This window comes from Mycobacterium sp. 1165178.9, assembly GCF_001673555.1.
Classification (GTDB): Bacteria; Actinomycetota; Actinomycetes; order Mycobacteriales; family Mycobacteriaceae; genus Mycobacterium.
The window spans coordinates 1-18,715 of the sequence record NZ_LZMB01000160.1 but is presented as its reverse complement, the minus strand read 5'-3'; the positions used below and the strand labels follow the sequence as shown (position 1 = coordinate 18,715).

The window sequence follows — 18,715 nt, the reverse complement described above, 5'->3', positions numbered from 1 at the left end:
TAGCGGCCGCGCGGAATCCGGTCGATCATCGCGCGCGAGAAGACGTAGCACCCGGCGTTGATCTGGTCGGTCGGCGGGTCCTGGGTCTTCTCCAGGAAGGCGGTGACGCGGCCCTCCTCGGTGGTCACGCAGCCGAACGCCCGCGGGTCGCCCACCCGGACCAGGTGCAGCGTGACGTCGGCTTCCTGAGCCGAGTGGAAGTCGAGCATCTGGCCCAGGTCGGCGCCGGAAAGCACGTCGCCGTTGAACACCATCGCGGTGTCGTGCCGCAGATGGCCGGCGACGTTGGCGATGCCGCCGCCGGTGCCCAGGGGCCGCTCCTCGGTGACGTACTCGATCTGCAAACCCAGCTTGGAGCCATCACCGAACTCGGCCTCGAACACCGCGGCCTGATAGGAGGTGCTCAGGATGACGTGGTCGATGCCGGCCGCGGCGACCCGCGAGAGCAGATGCGTGAGGAACGGCAACCCCGCGGTGGGCAGCATCGGCTTGGGCGCCGACAGCGTCAGGGGCCGCAATCGGGTGCCCTTGCCGCCGACCAGGATCACCCCGTCGACTTCTGGAGTTCCCACCTCAGTGCCGCCCTTCTAGGAGTTTCCGGCGCCCGGCCGCGCGCAGCGCGCTGCGCACCATCAGGCGTGAACGCACCATCAGCGAGGCGCGCAGCGTCCAGCGCAGCGGAGCGCGCAACCAGCCCGAATGCCGGTCGGCCAGAAACAAGTACGTGCTCTTGTGGTGCGCGGCCAGATGGCTGGCCGGGTCCGAGCCGGTGGAGTGGCCCTTGTGATGCAGCACCTCCGCCGACGGCACGTAGACGGACAGCCAACCGGCCTTGCCCAGACGGTCGCCAAGGTCGACGTCTTCCATATACATGAAGTAGCGCTCGTCGAACCCACCGATCTGGCCGAACGCCGAACGCCGCACCAGCAGGCACGACCCCGACAACCAGCCCACCGGCCGCTCGCTGGGCTCCAGCCGCTCCTGGCGGTACGCCGCCGACCACGGGTTGCTCTTCCACATTGGCCCTACCACCGCGTGCATGCCGCCGCGGATCAGGCTGGGCAGGTGCCGCGCCGACGGGTAGACCGAACCGTCCGGATCGCGGACCAGCGGGCCCAGCGCGCCGGCCTGCGGCCAGCGCGACGCGGCGTCCAGCAGTTCGTCGATGCTGCCCGGGCCCCACTGCACGTCCGGGTTGGCGACGATCACCCAGTCGTCGTCGGGGTCCAGTTGCGCGACGGCGCGATTCACCGCGGTCCCGTAGCCGAGGTTGGCTCCGGTGCGGAACAGCCGCACGTTGGGATAACGGTCGACGGCCGCCTCCGGGGTGCCATCGGTGGAGCCGTTGTCGGCCAGCAGCACGCACACCTCTCGCTCCGTGGCCAGCGACAGGGAGGCCAGGAATCGCTCCAGGTGCGGACCCGGTGAGTAGGTCACGGTCACGACCGGCAGGACGTCAGTCACGCGTAGAGGGTAACGGTCGATCGGCCGCGATACTGCTATCGGCGGCGGCCAGCGCCGCCGCAAGCGCAGGGCGCCACGGCCGCAGGGGCCGCATCCCCGCCGCGACGGACTGGCCGCTCGACAGCGCGGAGTAGACCGGCCGGGGTGCGGGTCGGGGAAAGCGATCGGTGGTGACGGGCCGCACCCGCTCCGGGTCGGCACCGCATTCCTCGAAGACGGCGCGCGCCTGATCGAACCGCGAGCAGGCGCCCTCATTGGCCGCGTGCAGGATCGGACCGGGCGTGCGGTCGTCGACTATCTGCAGCAGGGCGGCGGCCAGGTCGCCGACGTAGGTCGGGGAGCCGGTCTGGTCTCCGACCACGTCCACCGGACCGTCGCCCGCGGCCAGCCGGCGCATCACGGCGACGAAATCCTTGCCCGTCCCGCCGGTGTAGACCCAGGCGGTGCGGACGACTATGCCTTGCGAGGGCTCGGGCAGCGCCGCGAGCACGGCCCGCTCCCCCGCGACCTTGCTGCGCGCGTACACACTTTGCGGCGCGGTCTGATCGCTGGGTTCGTACGGCCGCGGCGGCGCGCCGCCGAAGTCCCCGTTGAACACGTAGTCGGTGGAGACGTGGACCAGTTGCGCGCCGGCCCGCGCGCAGGCGCGGGCGATGTTCCCGGGTCCGGCTTCGTTGACCGCGAACGCTCCCGCCTCGTCGGTTTCCGCGCCGTCGACGTCGGTGTAGGCCGCGCAGTTGATCACCACGTCCCCGCGCCGCACGATCCGCTCGGCCGCCGCGGGATCGGTGATGTCCCACTGCGATGACGTCAGCGCCAGCGCGTCACGGCCCTGGCTCGCGGTCAGCGAGGTCAGATAGCCGCCCAGCTGCCCACCGGCACCGGCGATCACGATCCTGCCTGACATGCTTCGAGTCTGGCATGGGCCGAAAGGCCGGAACCAAGCCCGGGGCGCGCGGGCGCCGGCTACCAGTGAAGCCCCTGTGTCGCAAGTAATGTAGTGGGATGCCTGTGCAACGTGTGGTTCGTGTGATTGCCACTGCGCTGACGCTCGCGGTCGTCGTCGGCACCGGGATCGCGTGGAGCAACGTCCGGTCCTTCGAAGACGGCATCTTCCACATGTCCGCGCCCTCGCTGGGCAAGGGCGGCGACGACGGCGCTATCGACATCCTGCTGGTCGGCATGGACAGCCGCACCGACGCCCACGGTAACCCGTTGTCACAGGAGGAACTGGACACGCTGAAGGCCGGCGACGAGGAAGCCACCAACACCGACACGATCATCCTGATCCGCATCCCCAACAACGGAAAGTCGGCCACCGCGATCTCGATCCCGCGCGACTCCTACGTCGCCGCCCCGGGGTTGGGCAAGACCAAGATCAACGGCGTCTACGGCCAGACCCGGGAGGCCAAGCGCACCGCCCTGGTCAAGGCCGGCGCGTCGGCCACCGAGGCCGCCGCGCAGGGCACCGAGGCCGGTCGCGAGGCGCTGATCAAGACCGTCGCCGACCTCACCGGCGTCACCGTCGACCACTACGCCGAGATCGGCCTGCTCGGCTTTTCGCTGATCACCGACGCCCTCGGCGGCGTCGACGTGTGCCTCAAGGAGCCGGTGTTCGAACCACTTTCGGGTGCCGACTTCCCGGCCGGCCCGCAAAAACTCAACGGTCCCGAGGCGCTCAGCTTCGTGCGTCAGCGCCACGAGCTGCCGCGCGGCGACCTGGACCGGGTGGTGCGCCAGCAGGTGGTGATGGCCTCGCTGGCCCACCGGGTCATCTCCGGCCAGACACTGTCCAGCCCCACCACGGTCAAGCGGCTGGAGGCCGCCGTCCAGCGCTCGGTGGTGATCTCGGCCGGTTGGGACGTGATGGATTTCGTGCAGCAGATGCAGAAGCTGGCCGGCGGCAACGTCGCCTTCGCCACCATTCCGGTGCTCGACGGCGCCGGCTGGAGCGACGACGGCATGCAGAGCGTGGTGCGGCTGGACCCGCATCAGGTGGCCGACTGGGTGGGCGGCCTGCTGCACGATCAGGAGCAGGGCAAGACCGAGGAGATCGCGTACACGCCCGCGAAGACCACCGCGAGCGTCGTCAACGACACCGACATCAACGGGCTGGCCGCGGCCGTGTCAGACGTGTTGAGCGCCAAGGGATTTGCCGCCGGCACGGTGGGCAACAACGATGGGGGGCACGTGCAGGCCAGCCAGGTGCGCGCCGCCAAGAGCGACGACCTGGGGGCCAGGGAGGTCTCCAAGGAATTGGGCGGGTTGCCGGTGATCGCCGACGCCTCGCTGGCGCCGGGCGCGGTCCGGGTGGTGCTGGCCAACGACTACAGCGGTCCGGGCTCGGGCCTGTCCGGCAGCGAGACGGTCATGCCCGCCAAGGTGTCCACCGCCGGTGCGGTGGCGACCGACCCCCGGGTGCCCGCGCCGTCCCCGATCCTGACCGCCGGCTCCGACAAGCCGGAGTGCATAAACTAGCGACCGGTGCATCAACTGATCACGCTCAGCGCGGCCATCCTCGATCCGATGCTGCGGGCCGATCCGGTCGGCCCGCGCATCACCTACTACGACGACGCCACCGGCGAGCGCATTGAACTGTCCGGTGTCACGCTGGCCAACTGGTCCGCCAAGACGGGCAACCTGTTGCGCGACGAGCTGGGTGCCGGGCGGTCCAGCCGGGTGGCGATCCTGTTGCCCGCGCACTGGCAGACGGCGGCGGTGCTGTTCGGAATCTGGTGGATCGGTGCCGAGGCGGTGCTGACCGGCCCGGCCGACCCGGCTCCGGACTTGGCGCTGTGCACGGCCGAGCGCCTCGACGAGGCCGACGAGGCGGTCGCCGGCGGTGAGGTGGCGGTGCTGTCGCTGGATCCGTTCGGCCGCCCGGCGCCCCAGCTGCCGATCGGCGTGACCGACTACGCCACCGCGGTGCGCGTGCACGGCGATCAGATCGTGCCCGAACCGCGCCCGGGGCCGGCGCTGGGCGGACGAACGGTCGAGCAGGTGCTGGCCGATTGTCAAAGCTCCGCCGCGACACGGGGTTTGACGTCGAGCGATCGGGTGCTGTCCGGCGCGTCATGGTCCGGGCCCGCCGAACTGGTGGACGGCCTGCTGGCGATCATGGCCGTCGGCGCGTCGCTGGTGCAGGTGGCCAACGCCGACCCGGCCGGCCAACAGCGCCGAATCCAGACCGAGAAAGTCACCAGGGTGCTGTAAAGCCCTCCGGGCATCCCACGATACATATTGATATCGCTATATTTCGATGTTAACGTCGTGCAAGCGCGGGCTGAACGCTTCAGACGACGGGAAAGGTTGCGGCAATGGCGGTGTACGGGCTCCTGGCAAAGGCGGCAGGCACGGTGGTCACCGGGTTGGTCGGCGTGACGGCCTACGAGGTGGTACGCAAAGCCGTGGCCAAGGCGCCGCTGCACGAAACCGCGGTCAGGGGGGCCGAGCTCGGACTGCGTGGCACCCGCAAGGCCGAGGAAGCCGCCGAGTCGGCGCGCCTCAAGCTAGCCGACGTCATGGCCGAGGCCCGCGAGCGCGTTGGCGAAGAGGCGCCCACGCCCTCGATCGCCGACACCCACGACCACGAGCACTGATCGGGCGCTATGGACCTCGCCCTAGTCCCCGACATCGCAGACGAGGCGCGAACTGAAGACCCTGCCCTGCAGGTCATTTCGGATGCCGCCGGGCGCATGCGGGTCGCCGTCGAGTGGGTGCGCGCCAACTCCCGGCGCGCCGTGGCGGTCGAAGAGGCCGTCGCCAGTTGTGAGGGCGTGCGCGTGGTGCACGCCTACCCGCGCACCGGATCGGTCGTCGTCTGGTACTCGCCCCGGCGCTGCGACCGCTCCGCGGTCCTGGCCGCCATCGGGGAGGCGCTGCACGTCGCCGCCGAACTGATCCCGGTCCGCGCGCCGCATTCGTCGGAGATCCGCAACGCCGACGTGCTGCGCATGGTCATCGGCGGCGCCGCGCTGGCCCTGCTCGGGGTGCGCCGCTACGTCTTCGCGCGGCCGCCGCTGCTGGGACCCAGCGGCCGGCTGTTCGCCACCGGCGTCACCGTCTTCACCGGGTATCCCTTCCTGCGCGGCGCGGTGCGCTCGTTGCGCTCCGGCAAGGCCGGCACCGACGCGCTGGTCTCGGCGGCGACCGTGGCAAGCCTGGTGCTGCGCGAGAACGTCGTCGCGCTCACCGTGCTGTGGTTGCTCAATATCGGTGAGTACCTTCAGGATCTGACGTTGCGCCGCACCCGCCGCGCCATCTCCGAACTGCTGCGCGGCAGCCAGGACACGGCCTGGATCCGGCTCGACGACGGCAACGAGGTTCAGGTGCCGATCGACACCGTGCAGATCGGCGACGAGGTGGTGGTCCACGACCATGTCGCCATCCCGGTCGACGGCGAGGTGGTCGACGGCGAGGCGATCGTCAACCAGTCCGCGATCACCGGGGAGAACCTGCCGGTCAGCGTGGTGGTCGGCGCGCACGTGCACGCCGGTTCGGTGGTGGTGCGCGGACGCCTGGTGGTGCGCGCCCGCGCCGTGGGCAACCAAACCACCATCGGCCGCATCATCGCCCGGGTCGAGGAGGCCCAGCACGACCGGGCGCCGATCCAGACCGTCGGCGAAAACTTCTCGCGCCGTTTCGTTCCCACCTCGTTCATCGTCTCGGCCATCACGCTGGCGGTCACGGGTGACGTCCGCCGGGCGATGACCATGCTGCTCATCGCCTGCCCGTGCGCCGTGGGCCTGGCCACCCCCACCGCGATCAGCGCGGCGATCGGCAACGGTGCCCGCCGCGGCATCCTGATCAAGGGCGGCTCGCACCTCGAGCAGGCGGGCCGGGTGGACGCGATCGTGTTCGACAAGACCGGCACGCTGACCGTCGGCCGCCCCGTCGTCACCAATATCATTGCGCTGCATAAGGATTGGCAGCCGGAGCAGGTGCTGGCGTATGCGGCCAGCTCGGAGATCCACTCCCGGCATCCGCTGGCCGAGGCGGTGATCCGGTCCACCGAGGAACGCCACATCACCATCCCCCCGCACGAGGAGTGCGAGGTCCTGGTGGGCCTGGGAATGCGGACCTGGGCCGACGGGCGGACCCTGCTGCTGGGCAGTCCCGGGCTGCTGCGCGCCGAAAAGGTGCGGGTGTCCAAGAAGGCGTCGGAGTGGGTGGAACGGCTGCGCCGCCAGGCCGAGACCCCGCTGCTGCTCGCCGTCGACGGCAAGCTGGTGGGGCTGATCAGCCTGCGCGACGAGGTGCGCCCCGAGGCCCGTACCGTCCTGGAAAGGTTGCGCGCCAACGGTATTCGCCGGATCGTGATGCTCACCGGCGATCATCCGGACATCGCCGAGGTGGTGGCGGGCGAGCTCGGTATCGATGAGTGGCGCGCCGAGGTGATGCCGGAGGACAAGCTCGCGGCGGTGCGCGACCTGCAGGACGAGGGCCACACCGTCGGGATGGTCGGCGACGGCATCAACGACGCCCCCGCGCTGGCCGCCGCCGACATCGGGATCGCGATGGGGCTGGCCGGAACCGACGTCGCCGTCGAGACCGCCGACGTGGCGCTGGCCAACGACGACCTGCATCGCCTGCTCGACGTGGGCGACCTGGGCGCTCGCGCCGTCGACGTGATCCGGGAGAACTACGGCATGTCCATCGCCGTAAACGCCGCCGGCCTGATCATCGGCGCGGGCGGGGCGCTGTCCCCGGTGCTGGCCGCGATCCTGCACAACGCCTCGTCGGTTGCCGTGGTGGCCAATAGTTCTCGGCTGATCCGCTACCGGCTGGCCTGAAGAATCCCACCCCGTCACCGAGATTGCCGTGACGGCTGTGGGTCCAGCCCCGACAACGGGCGTAGCGGAAAACTCGCCGACGAGACCAGCCACCTCGCGGCCGGGCCGCCCGCGCTGGTAGTTATTGTGGCTAACCAGTAGATCGGAAGGGATTTCCTCGATGGCGCGCAGCGACGACGACACCTGGGACCTGGCGACCAGCGTGGGAGCGACCGCCACGATGGTGGCCGCCGGGCGGGCCCGGGCCACCCTGGACGGGCTGATCGACGATCGGTTCGCCGAGCCGCTGGTGCGCGCCGTCGGTGTCGACTTCATGACCCGGTGGGCCGCCGGCGACCTCTCCTCCGCCGATGTCGATGAGCCGGACGCCGCGTGGGGCATGCAACGCATGACCGACATGCTGGCCGCCCGCACCCGGTACATCGACGCGTTCTTCGCCGAGGCGGGCGCCCAAAAAGACCCAGCCATCGACCAGGTGGTCATCCTGGCCTCCGGCCTGGACGCGCGCGCCTACCGCCTGCCGTGGGCGCCCGGCACCACGGTGTTCGAGATCGACCAGCCGCAGGTCCTGGAGTTCAAGGCCGCCACCATCGCCGCGCTCGACGCCGAGCCCACCGCCGAGGTGCGCAACGTTCCGATCGACCTGCGCCACGACTGGCCGTCGGCGCTGCGCCAAGCCGGCTTCGACACCGGGCGCCCCGCCGCCTGGGCCGCCGAGGGGCTGATCGGCTTCCTGCCGCCCGAGGCTCAGGATCGGTTGCTGGACAACATCACCGCCTTGTCCGCCGACGGCAGCCAGTTGGTGGTCGAGGTGTTCGCGAACACGGGGATCAGTGGGGACGCGCTCAACGCCGCGAGCGAGAAGTGGCGGCGCAACGGTCTCGACATCGCCCTGGGGGAGCTGGGTTTCCCCGGCGAGCGCAACGACGTAGCCACCTACCTGCAACAGCGGGGCTGGCAGCCGGTCCGCACCCCGCTCAACCAGATGCTGGCCAACAACGGCCTGCCGCTGCAGTCGACCGACCCGGACGCGCCGTTCGCGCAAAACTACTACTGCACCGCGGTGTTGCACAGGGCAGGTTAAAGGAAGGCAAACGCGATGCCAAACAGTAAGCCCGCGAGGCCACTTGACGGATTCCGGGTGCTCGACTTCACCCAGAACATCGCCGGGCCGATGGCCGGACAGGTGCTGGCCGATCTGGGTGCCGAAGTCATCAAGATCGAGGCGCCCATCGGCGAGGCGGCCCGACACATCACCGCGGTCCTGCCCGGCCGCCCGCCGCTGGCCACCCTGTTCCTCCCCCACAACCGGGGCAAGAAGTCGGTGATGGCCGACCTGCGCAGCGACGAGGCCAAGCAGCAGATCCTTGCGCTGGTCGACACGGCCGACGTTGTGCTGGAGGGGTTTCGGCCCGGGGTAATGGAACGCATGGGTCTGGGTCCCGACGAGCTGCAATCGCGTAATCCCAAACTCATCTACGCGCGCCTTTCCGCGTACGGCGGCAACGGCCCGGAGGGCAGCCGCCCGGGGGTCGACCTGATGGTCGCCGCCGAGTCGGGCATGACCACCGGAATGCCCACTCCCACCGGCAAACCCCAGATCATCCCGTTCCAGCTCGTCGATGCGGCCAGCGGTCACGTGCTGGCCCAGGCGGTGCTGGCCGCGCTGCTCAACCGTGAGCGCCACGGGGTCGCCGACGTCGTGCGGGTCGCCATGTATGACGTTGCGGTCAGCCTGCAGGCCAGTCAGCTGACCATCCACCTGAACAAACCGAGTGACGCTCCCAAGCCGGACGCCGCACCAAAGGCCAAGCGACGCAAAGGTGTTGGGTTCGCCACCCAACCTTCCGACGCCTTCAAGGCCGCCGACGGCTACCTGGTGATCAGCGCGTACGTGCCCAAGCACTGGGACAAGCTGTGCGAGATCATCGGCCGGCCCGACATGCGCGACGACGAGCGATTCGTCGACCAGCGAGCGCGGGCGCTCAACTATCCCGAACTGACCGAGGAACTCGAGAAGGCCCTGGCCGCCAAGACCGCGGACGAATGGGTCCGGCTGCTGCAGGAGGGTGGCCTGATGGCCTGCCACGCCTACACCTGGAAGCAGGTGGTCGGCACCGCGCTGTTCGCCGAGAACGAGCTCGCCCTGCCGGTCGGCGAGGGCGCGGATGAGGTCACGGTAATACGCACCCCGGCACGCTATTCCAGCTTCGACGCCGCGGCCGCGCAACCCCCGCCCACGCTGGGCCAGCACACCGAGGAGTACCTGGGCGCAACGCAGCCCGCGCCCTAGGCCTCACGGCGTCAGCTTGACCACCCGGTTGTTGCCGCGGTCGGCGACGTAGACGTTCTGGTCCTTGTCGACCGTAACCGCCAAGGGCGTGTTGAGCCCGTTGAACGGCATGACGGTCCCGGTGGTCGCGCCCGGGGCGTATTTCACCACGTCGCTCTTGTCGTGCTCGGTGACGTAGACGGTGCCGCTGTTGTCCACGGCGATGCCCCACGGCACGGACAGGTCATGAAATGGCAACTCCGACTGGGTATTCGACGCCGCATCGAGTTTCACAACCCTGTTGTTGTCGGTGTCTGCGACGTAGACGTTGCCCACCGGATCGACGGCCACCCCGTCCGGGTTGTTGAGCCCGTTGAACGGCAGCACGGTCTGGGTATTGGACCCCGCCGCCAGTTTCACCACCCTGCTGTTGCCGCGGTCGGCGACATACACGGCGCCCTGGCTGTCGACCGCGACGCCCTCCGGGTAGTTCAGGCCGCTGAACGGCAATTCCTTCTGACTGTTGGAGCGCGCGGCCATGCTGATCACCCGGTTGTTGAAATCGGCGACGTACACGGTGCCCGCGCCGTCCACGGCCAAGCCCTGCGGCTGGTAGAGCCCGTTGAACGGCAGCACCGTCGTGGCGTCCGAACCGGTCGTCAGCTTCACCACCCGGCCGTACATGCCCTCGCTGGTGACGTAGACGTTGCCGGCGCTGTCCAGCGTCACCCCGCCGGGAGACAAACGAAAGTCAATGCCGTTGAACGGCAACACGCTTTGACCGCTTGCCTGCTTCGACGGACCCGACGATCCGGTGGTCAGGTAGCCGACGACCGCCACGACGAACGCGACCAGCGCGACGAGAGCGATGGCCCCGACGATGATCCACTGTTTGCGTTTGTTGTCGCTCGCGGGATGCCTGAAGTCCGGGACGGGTCGGTAAGCGCGAGCGGAAGTCGTTGGGGCGGCACGGATCAGCGAGGGCCCGGGGCCGGACCGGACGCTCCTGTTGGGTCCGCTGCCCCCGGCGGGCCACGGACCCGCCACGGTGTCGGCGCTCGGTGCCGAGGCGAACGGACCCGGCTCCCGCGCCAAGAGCGCAGCGTTCGCGCCCGCACCCAGGGCCGCGCCTTCGCCGTCACGCAGAATCGTGCTGGCCTGCAGCTGCTGGGATCCGGTCAGCGCGTCATGGGCGGCGGCGGCGAATTCACCCGCGGTGCGGTAGCGCTCCTCGGGACGTTTGGCCATGCCCTTGGCGATCACGCGATCCAGGGCGGGCGGGATCGCGCCCGGACGCAATTGGCTGGGCGGCGGGGCATTCTTCGTCAGGTGCGCGGCCACCAGCCGTTCGACGGTATCCGCCCGATATGGCGGTGATCCGGTCAGGCACTCACTCAAAACACATGCGAGCGAATAAATGTCGGCGCTGTGGGTGACCTCGTCGTCGGTGAATCGTTCCGGCGCCATGTAGTAATAGGTTCCGATAGCGGTCCCGACCTGGGTCAGCCCCGGATCGGTCGCGGCCCGCGCGATGCCGAAATCCGCCAGGTAGGCGAAGTCACTGGGGGTGACCAAAATGTTCCCCGGTGTGACGTCGCGGTGCGTGACCCCGGCCGCGTGCGCCGCGTCCAACGCGGCGGCGACCTGGCTGATGATGGCGATCGCCCGCGGCGGGGTCAACGGCCCGTCCCGAAGCAACAGCGTGGCCAGGTTGACGCCGTCGACGAGGCGCATGTCCACGTAAAAGCGCCCGTCGAACTCTCCGTAGTCGTGGATCGGCACCACATGCGGTTCGGTCAGCCGACCGGCGATGTCGGCCTCGCGCTGCAGGCGCGCGCGAAACTCCGGGTTGCCGGAGAACTGCTGCGAGATCAGTTTCAGGGCCACCATGCGGCCCTTGCGGGTGTCCTCGGCCTCGTACACCTCACCCATGCCGCCCTGGCGCAGCAGTCGCACCAGCCGGTAGGGGCCGAACCAGGACCCGACCCGCGAGGCCGGCGCGCTATCGCTCACCCTCGAGCCTCCTTCGCTTCGTCAGGAAATCGCATTGACCGCGCTCGACAGCTTCGCCGTGAACGAGCTGGGCAGCGGGATGGAACCGTACTGGTCCAAACCGTCCTGGCCCGGACCGATCGCCGCCTGCATGAAAGCCTTGACCGCCGCGCCCGTGGCCGCGTCCGGATACTTCGAGCAGACGATTTCATAAGTCGCGAGCACGATCGGGTACGCACCGGACTGCGTCGGCCTGTAGAACGACGAGGTGTCCAGCACCAGGTCGTTGCCCTGCCCGCTGAAGGTCGCGCCGCCGATCGTCTTCTCGACGGAGTCCTTGGTGATCGGCACCGCGTCCGGCCCCGCGGGCGTGATGATCGACGCCATGGTCAGCTGCTTGCCCACCGCGAAGGACCACTCGTTGTAGGTGATCGACCCCTCGGTGTTCTGCAGCAGAGCGGACGTGCCATTGTTCCCGCTGGCGCCCTGTCCGACGCCGCCGTTGAACGTCTCGTTGGTGCCTTTGCCCCACGCCCCGCTGGACGCGCCGTCCAGATATTTCTGAAAGTTCGCCGTGGTACCGGATTTGTCACTGCGGAAGATGACCGCGATGGATGTCGACGGCAGGTTGAGGCCCGGGTTGATGGCCTTCAGCGCCGGGTCGTCCCACTTGGTGATGGTGCCGTTGAAGATCTTCGCGACGGTGGGCCCGTCCAGTTTCAACCCGTTCAGCCCGGTGAGGTGGTAGGTGACCGCGATCGGCCCGAACACGGTGGGCAGATCCCAGGCCGGCGAGCCGCAACGCTGCGCCGCCCGATCGTACTGACCGGTGGAGGGGTCCAGGGGAATGTCGGAACCGGCGAGGTCGGTTTGATTGTTGAGGAACTGGGTCAGGCCGGCGCCGGATCCGTTGGCGTTGTAATCCAGCGTGTAACCCGGGCATGCCCGGACGTAGGCGTAGACGAACTGCTCGATCGCGTTCTGCTGCGCGGTCGAGCCGCTGTCTTTCAGCACCTTCTTGCCGCCGCAGTCCACCGCCGACTTGGCGCCGGACGAGTTCGAGTTGCCGCCGCACGCCGTCAGCGCCAGGGCGATGACGGCCACCAGGCCCAGCGCCGCGACATATCGTGCGAACCTCACGCGACTCCTCTGGACGTCGCGGCGGCGAATCCGCAGGTGGACGCCGCCGGCTGCTATTGCGGGGACAACAAAAAGTTAACCAATCGTGAATATACAAACCCTTGACATTAAATAAGAGGTAACTGTGCGGTAGCTGTTCGCCGAGCACCTGCACGTAGCATCGGTTGGCGATGGGTAATGAGTCGACAACACTCGCCGGCGTGCTACTGCCGTCTAGCAGACCGTGTTCCTGCTGCTGATCCTGCTCGGGTTGCTGTTCACCCGGCTATCGAGACGCAAGTCGCGCGGCTAGGCCCCGTTGCCCGGCAGCCGCACAACCTGAACGAAGAACTCGTCGATCTGCCGGACGGCCTTCATGAATTGGTCCAGGTCAACCGGTTTGGTGACGTAGGCATTGGCGTGCAGCTTGTAGCTTTTGAGGATGTCCTCCTCCGCCGAGGAGGTGGTGAGCACCACGACCGGGATTCGCGACAGGTCGGGGTCGGACTTGATCTTCTCCAGTAGCTGGCGGCCGTCGTATTTGGGCAGATTCAGGTCGAGCAGGATGAGGTCGGGCCGCGGCGCGTCGGCGAACTCACCGCGGCGGTAGAGGTAATTGAGGCCTTCCTCCCCGTCGTGCGCGACGTGCAGCCGGTTCTTGAGCTTGTTGTGCTCGAACGCTTCCCGGGTGATGAGCTCGTCGCCCGGGTCGTCCTCGACGAGCAGGATGTCGATAGCTCTGCCATCCGGCGTGGTCATTGATGCGCTCCTTCCAAAGCAACCGAGTCTGCTTCGTCGACGGGTTCGGGCATGGGCAAAGTGAATTCGAATCGGGTCCCCTCGGTGTAGGACGTGTCGATCCGCACGGTGCCGCCGTGGTGCTCGATGATCTTCTTCACCAGTGCCAGACCTACTCCGGTGCCGGCGTAGACATCCCGGCCGTGCAGCCGCTGGAAGATGACGAAGACCTTGTCGGAGAATTCCTCCGGGATGCCGATGCCGTTGTCCGCCACGCTCAGCAGCCATTCTCGGTCATGGACGCCGGTCCCGGGCGCGCATTCGATGACGACGCGGGGCCGACGGTCCTTGTGCCGGAACTTGATTGCGTTGCCGATCAAGTTCTGCCACAGCATCGTCAGCAGCATGGGATCCCCGACGATCCGCGGCAGCGGCTGGGCCGGGCGCACGATTTGTGCATCCGTTTCCTCGATCGCGACGGCCAGATTGGCGAGGCCGGCATCGAGCGTAGCGTCGAGCTGCACCTCGGTTTCGGTGGTGCCCAGCCGGCCGACCCGGGAGAAGGTGAGCAGGTCGTTGATCAGCGCCTGCATGCGCTTGGCGCCGTCGACCGCGAAACCGATGTATTCGACCCCGCGCTCGTCGAGCTTGTCGCCGTAGCGCTTTTCCAGCAGCTGGCAGAAGGACGCCACCTTGCGCAGCGGCTCCTGCAGGTCGTGGGAGGCGACGTAGGCGAACTGCTCGAGTTCGGTGTTGGATCGCCGTAATTCGGCGGCTTGTTCGTCCAGCTGCGCCTGGGCATCATGCGACACCGCGAGTTCGGAGACGATGCGCTTGCGCATGTCCTCCACGTCGATCGCCATCTTCCGAATGTCCTTGGGACGCCGCGGAGGCGTGATCGTCTCCTCGAAATTGCCCTCGGTTATCCGCCGGCAGGCCGCGGCCAGCGCCGCGATCGGCCGGGTGATCGCAGCGCGACTGAGCAGCCCCAACAGCAGGGCCGCCCCGATCACGATCAGCACCGTGGTACCCAGCACCCAGTCGCGCCAGCGGTTGATCTCGTTCAGCTCGTCGATGGCAGCCGTCCTGGCCAGCGTCAGGTGCGTGTTCTGCGTTTCGAAAAGCTCACGCAGGCGATCGAACTTGATCTTGCCCATATCGGCGGTCCGGGGGCTGACGTAGGTCGGCGTCTTGGGAGCCACGTTGGCGATCAGCGGCTCGGCATAGTTTGTTCGCCAGTCGGCGGCGGCGGCTTCCACGGCGTCGAGATCGGCCATCGACTCCGCACGTCCGCCCACAAGACGCCGAATCTCGTTAGCCGCATCCTGTTCGGCGCGCTGTCCGTCGTAATACGGCGCGAGGAACTGCCGGTCGGCGGCGATCATGTAGCCGCGCATGCCCGTCTCCTGGTCACGCAACGCCGACTGCAAACGCGCCGCGGCGACGCGCGCAGGCTGAATGTTCTCGGCCAACTCGCGCGACACCTCGTCGGCCCGATGCAGCAACACGGCGCCGACCGACGCCCCGACGAGCACTATCACGCCCATGACCCACAGCACCAACGCGAGCCATCCCCGCACCGTGAGCTCCGTGATCCGCAGTGGGCGCGACGCCATCACGTGGCGGTCCTTTCGATGCGCAGGACGGCGATGTCATCGGTCAGACCGCCGCGTGGCTGGGCGAGCGCCTGGGCACCGTTGATCAGTGCGTCGACGAACGCGGGACCGGGCTGATTCGCATGCGCGCGGGCCAGGTCAAGCAGGCCGTCCTCGCCGAGACGTTGCGTGCCCTCCCCCGAATATCCCTCGAAGAGCCCGTCGGTCAGCAAGAGCAGGGCGTGCCCGGCGGGCAGGTCCAGCTCTTCGGACGGCCAGTCGCCGGCGTGCAGGCCCAGTGCCGGGCCGCCCGCCGGCTCGTGCCACTGGACGGTTCCCCCGGCCTGAACCAGCATCCCGGGATGGCCGGCACGGATGACGCTGACCCGCGGGCTGTCGGGCGAGATCTCGAGGCTGAGCACCGTCGCGAAGATTCCGGTGTCGGTGCGCTCCGAATACAAGACCCGCTCGAGCTGGCGCATCCGTTCGACGCCGTGCACACCGGCGAAGGTGAGCGCACGAAACGCGATCCGTAGTGCCGCGCCCAGGGCGGCCTCGTGCGGACCGTGCCCGGCGACGTCGCCGATCAGCACGTGCACGGTTCGGTCGGCCGTCTGGACGACGTCGTAGAAGTCTCCGCACAGCAATGCGTCTTCGCGGCTCGGCCGGTACCGGGCGACGATGTCGACGCCCGGGTTGTCCAGCAACAGCGGCGATGGCAGCAGGCCACGTTCCAGCAGCGCGTTCTCTCGGGCGCGCAACTGCGTCGCGTGCAGGTCGGCGGCGATGAGCTCGGCGCGCTTGCGCTCGATGGCGTACAGCAGCGCTCGGCGCAACATCTCCGGCTCGACGCGGCCCTTGACCAAGTAGTCCTGGGCGCCGGCGGCCACCGCCGAAGCCCCGAAGTACTCGTCGTTCAGTCCGGTCAGCACCACGATCGGCACGGTGGCGTCGAGGTCCGCGATGCGGTTGAGCGCGTCGATCCCGCTGGCGTCCGGCAGATGCAGATCCAGCAGCACGCAGTCGGGCCGGGCGGATTCCAGCTCGCGCTCGGCGTGCGCCATCGACTTGGCCCATACCACCCGGATGTCGGTGACCGCGTCGGTGATCAGGTCTTCCACCAGCACCGCATCGGCACGGTCGTCCTCGACCAACAGCAACGACAGTGACTGCCAACTCGCCGTCGGGGTCACAGGAGCGCGCACGGGCATCAAATCCCGGCCACCTGTGGACGGGCATCAGAAGGCACGTTCTGCACTTCAGACCCCTTTGCCGCGATGAGCCCTCTGCTCCAGTGGTCGGACGTACGTCGGTGACTGTTTACCGATCGTCGGTGTGGACTTCACGCACCGAGTGCAGATCCTAAGCGGTGTGGCCCGACTCTTCGCAACGGCATCGCCGCAAAACCGTCAGCGCAGCAACGCTCGCGACATCACCACGCGCTGAATCTGATTTGTGCCCTCGTAGATCTGAGTGATCTTGGCGTCACGCATCATTCGCTCGACCGGGAAGTCGGTGGTGTAGCCGGCGCCGCCGAACAATTGCACGGCCGCCTCCGTCACGTCCATGGCGGTGTCGGAGGCGAAGCACTTCGCGGCCGCGGAGATGAAACCGAGGTTGGGCTCGCCGCGTTCGGCGCGGGCCGCGGCGGTGTAGACCATCAGCCGGGCCGCCTCGACCTTCATAGCCATGTCGGCGAGCTCGAACTGCACACCCTGAAAGTCCGAGATCGACCTGCCGAACTGCTTGCGATCCTTGGTATAGGCGACGGCGGCGTCCACGGCACCCTGCGCGAGGCCCACCGCCTGCGCGCCCACAGTGGGACGGGTGTGGTCGAGGGTCTGCAGTGCGGTTTTGAACCCGGTGCCGGGTTCGCCGATGATCCGGTCGCCGGGGATGCGGCAGTTCTCGAAATACAACTCGGTGGTCGGCGAGCCTTTGATGCCCATCTTTTTTTCCTTCGGGCCGAAGGAAAAGCCCTCGTCGTCTTTGTGCACCATGAACGCCGAGATGCCGTTGGCGCCCTTGTCCGGATCGGTCACCGCCATCACGGTGTACCAGGTGGACTTGCCGCCGTTGGTGATCCAGCACTTGGTGCCGTTCAGAATCCAGTCATCCCCGTCGGCCCTGGCCTTGGTCCGCATCGACGCCGCGTCGCTGCCGGCTTCGCGCTCGCTCAAAGCGTAGGAGGCCATCGCCCCGTCTTTGGCCAGGGATGGCAGCACCTGTTTTTTCAGCTCCTCTGAGCCCTGCAGGATCAGGCCCATGGTGCCCAGCTTGTTGACGGCGGGAATCAGCGAGGCGGATCCGTCGACGCGCGCCACCTCTTCGATCACGATGCATGCGGCGACCGAGTCCGCGCCCTGACCGCCGTATTCCTCGGGAATGTGGACCGCGTTGAAGCCCGACGCGTTGAGCGCGTCCAGGGCCTCTTGCGGGAAGCGCGAATTCTCGTCCACATCGGCGGCGTGCGGCGCGATCTCCTTCTCCGCCAACGCCCGAATCGCTGCCCGCAATTCAATGTGTTCCTCGGGCAATTGGAACAAATCAAAGGTGGGGTCTCCGGCCCACTGAGCCATGTTGGCCTCCTTGTACTCTGCCAAATTTGCCCGGCTTCTGGCGGGCCGCTGCCCGGCCCACTCCGTCGCCGAGCTACTGGCCAGTAACCCTACCCTGACGCTGCTGCAGCGCCTCATCCTTGGCCCGCACGCTGTGCGCCAGCTGCTCCTGGAAGTCGACGATCCGCGCGCGCAGGTCAGGGTCCGACGACCCGAGGATGCGCACGGCGAGCAGGCCCGCGTTGCGGGCGCCCCCGATGGAGACCGTGGCCACCGGCACCCCGGCGGGCATCTGCACGATCGACAGCAACGAGTCCAGGCCGTCGAGGCGCGAAAGCGGCACCGGCACGCCGATGACCGGCAGCGGCGTCGCGGACGCGACCATCCCGGGCAGGTGCGCGGCTCCCCCGGCCCCCGCGATGATCACCTCGATGCCGCGCCCGGCCGCATCACGCGCGTACTCGAACATCACCTGCGGGGTGCGGTGCGCGGAGACCACCCGGACCTCGGCCGGCACGTCGAACTCGGCCAGCGCCGCCGCGGCGTCGGCCATCACCGACCAGTCGCTGTCGCTGCCCATGATCACCCCGACGCGAGGCGCTCTAGTCATGTGGATCCCATCCGTCCGTCCACTGCCCGTGTGACAACCAGTGTGCCGCCAGGTCGGCGCGTTCCCGCAGCTTCCCCACGCTTTCCTGGTCCGCCGGCCCGGAGCCGACGAAGTTGATGTGTCCGACCTTGCGGCCGGGCCGTTCTTGTTTGCCGTAGAGGTGGACGCACGCGTCGGGCATCCGCGCGAACAGGTGATGCAGCCGCTCGTCGACGCTCATCTCCGGGGGCTCGGGCGCGCCCAGCACGTTGGCCATCACGGTCACCGGCGCGATGGCGTCGGTATCGCCGAGCGGGTAGTCCAGCACCGCGCGCAGGTGCTGCTCGAACTGGCTGGTGCGCGAGCCGTCCATGGTCCAGTGCCCGGAGTTGTGCGGCCGCATCGCCAGCTCGTTGACCAGCAGTTCGCCGTCGACCGTCTCGAAGAGCTCGACGGCGAGCACCCCGACCACGCCGAGCTCGGCCGCCAGCCGCAACGCCAGCTGTTGTGCGGACGCGGCCCGCTCGCCGGGCAGTTCCGGCGCGGGTGCGATCACCTGCACGCAGATTCCGTCTCGCTGCACCGTCTCGACGACC

Annotated in this window: 17 protein-coding genes; 6 read left to right on the top strand and 11 right to left on the bottom strand. The window is 68.4% G+C overall.

The window, feature by feature from the left end; genetic code table 11:
• The 3 genes from A5652_RS07780 to rfbD form a co-directional block, all read right to left on the bottom strand.
• Positions 1–572 (bottom strand): nucleotidyltransferase family protein (locus A5652_RS07780; RefSeq protein WP_156745210.1); only part of this gene is annotated, 572 nt, incomplete at its 3' end.
• 1 nt (position 573) lies between these two features.
• A complete protein-coding gene (locus A5652_RS07775) occupies positions 574–1,464 on the bottom strand; it encodes a glycosyltransferase family 2 protein (protein ID WP_067348743.1) in 891 nt (296 codons plus the stop codon).
• The gene (gene rfbD, locus A5652_RS07770; RefSeq protein WP_067348738.1) at positions 1,457–2,371 is read right to left on the bottom strand and encodes a dTDP-4-dehydrorhamnose reductase; all 915 of its coding nucleotides are present in this window, start codon (positions 2,369–2,371) and stop codon (positions 1,457–1,459) included. The genes A5652_RS07775 and rfbD overlap by 8 nt, the downstream gene beginning before the upstream one ends.
• A gap of 98 nt (positions 2,372–2,469) precedes the next feature.
• Between rfbD and A5652_RS07765 the strand changes: the two genes are divergently transcribed.
• From A5652_RS07765 to A5652_RS07740, 6 genes are all read left to right on the top strand, one after another.
• Complete coding sequence (locus A5652_RS07765) at positions 2,470–3,942, top strand: LCP family protein (protein WP_067348734.1); 1,473 nt, start codon at positions 2,470–2,472, stop codon at positions 3,940–3,942.
• 6 nt (positions 3,943–3,948) lie between these two features.
• Entirely contained in the window at positions 3,949–4,677 is a 729-nt protein-coding gene (locus A5652_RS07760; RefSeq protein WP_197513823.1) for a TIGR03089 family protein, read from the top strand.
• A 104-nt stretch (positions 4,678–4,781) separates the two neighbouring features.
• A complete protein-coding gene (locus A5652_RS07755) occupies positions 4,782–5,063 on the top strand; it encodes a DUF1490 family protein (RefSeq protein ID WP_067348731.1) in 282 nt (93 codons plus the stop codon).
• 9 nt (positions 5,064–5,072) lie between these two features.
• Complete coding sequence (gene ctpC / locus A5652_RS07750; protein WP_067348727.1) at positions 5,073–7,256, top strand: manganese-exporting P-type ATPase CtpC; 2,184 nt, start codon at positions 5,073–5,075, stop codon at positions 7,254–7,256.
• A 160-nt stretch (positions 7,257–7,416) separates the two neighbouring features.
• Positions 7,417–8,340 carry a class I SAM-dependent methyltransferase gene (locus tag A5652_RS07745; RefSeq protein WP_067348724.1) on the top strand — a complete coding sequence of 308 codons (924 nt, stop codon included), beginning with the start codon at positions 7,417–7,419 and terminating at the stop codon, positions 8,338–8,340.
• A gap of 15 nt (positions 8,341–8,355) precedes the next feature.
• The gene (locus tag A5652_RS07740) at positions 8,356–9,549 is read left to right on the top strand and encodes a CaiB/BaiF CoA-transferase family protein (RefSeq protein WP_067348721.1); all 1,194 of its coding nucleotides are present in this window, start codon (positions 8,356–8,358) and stop codon (positions 9,547–9,549) included.
• A 3-nt stretch (positions 9,550–9,552) separates the two neighbouring features.
• Here A5652_RS07740 and A5652_RS07735 read toward each other — a convergent pair whose 3' ends face one another.
• The 8 genes from A5652_RS07735 to A5652_RS07700 all read right to left on the bottom strand — a co-directional run.
• Positions 9,553–11,541, bottom strand: a complete 1,989-nt coding sequence (locus tag A5652_RS07735; RefSeq protein ID WP_067348716.1) for a serine/threonine-protein kinase PknD — start codon at positions 11,539–11,541, stop codon at positions 9,553–9,555.
• A gap of 21 nt (positions 11,542–11,562) precedes the next feature.
• Entirely contained in the window at positions 11,563–12,660 is a 1,098-nt protein-coding gene (gene pstS / locus A5652_RS07730; RefSeq protein WP_067348712.1) for a phosphate ABC transporter substrate-binding protein PstS, read from the bottom strand.
• 288 nt (positions 12,661–12,948) lie between these two features.
• Positions 12,949–13,398, bottom strand: coding sequence for a response regulator (locus A5652_RS07725; protein ID WP_067348709.1), 450 nt, complete (start codon positions 13,396–13,398; stop codon positions 12,949–12,951).
• The gene (locus A5652_RS07720) at positions 13,395–14,996 is read right to left on the bottom strand and encodes a CHASE3 domain-containing protein (RefSeq protein ID WP_067348705.1); all 1,602 of its coding nucleotides are present in this window, start codon (positions 14,994–14,996) and stop codon (positions 13,395–13,397) included. Before A5652_RS07720 ends, A5652_RS07725 begins: the two co-directional genes overlap by 4 nt.
• Complete coding sequence (locus tag A5652_RS07715; protein WP_067348702.1) at positions 14,993–16,183, bottom strand: PP2C family protein-serine/threonine phosphatase; 1,191 nt, start codon at positions 16,181–16,183, stop codon at positions 14,993–14,995. Before A5652_RS07715 ends, A5652_RS07720 begins: the two co-directional genes overlap by 4 nt.
• A 198-nt stretch (positions 16,184–16,381) precedes the next feature.
• Positions 16,382–17,551, bottom strand: coding sequence for an acyl-CoA dehydrogenase (locus A5652_RS07710; RefSeq protein WP_067348699.1), 1,170 nt, complete (start codon positions 17,549–17,551; stop codon positions 16,382–16,384).
• 73 nt (positions 17,552–17,624) lie between these two features.
• Complete coding sequence (purE, locus tag A5652_RS07705) at positions 17,625–18,140, bottom strand: 5-(carboxyamino)imidazole ribonucleotide mutase (RefSeq protein ID WP_067348695.1); 516 nt, start codon at positions 18,138–18,140, stop codon at positions 17,625–17,627.
• Positions 18,133–18,715 (bottom strand): 5-(carboxyamino)imidazole ribonucleotide synthase (locus A5652_RS07700; RefSeq protein ID WP_082983814.1); only part of this gene is annotated, 583 nt, incomplete at its 5' end. The genes A5652_RS07700 and purE, both read right to left, overlap by 8 nt.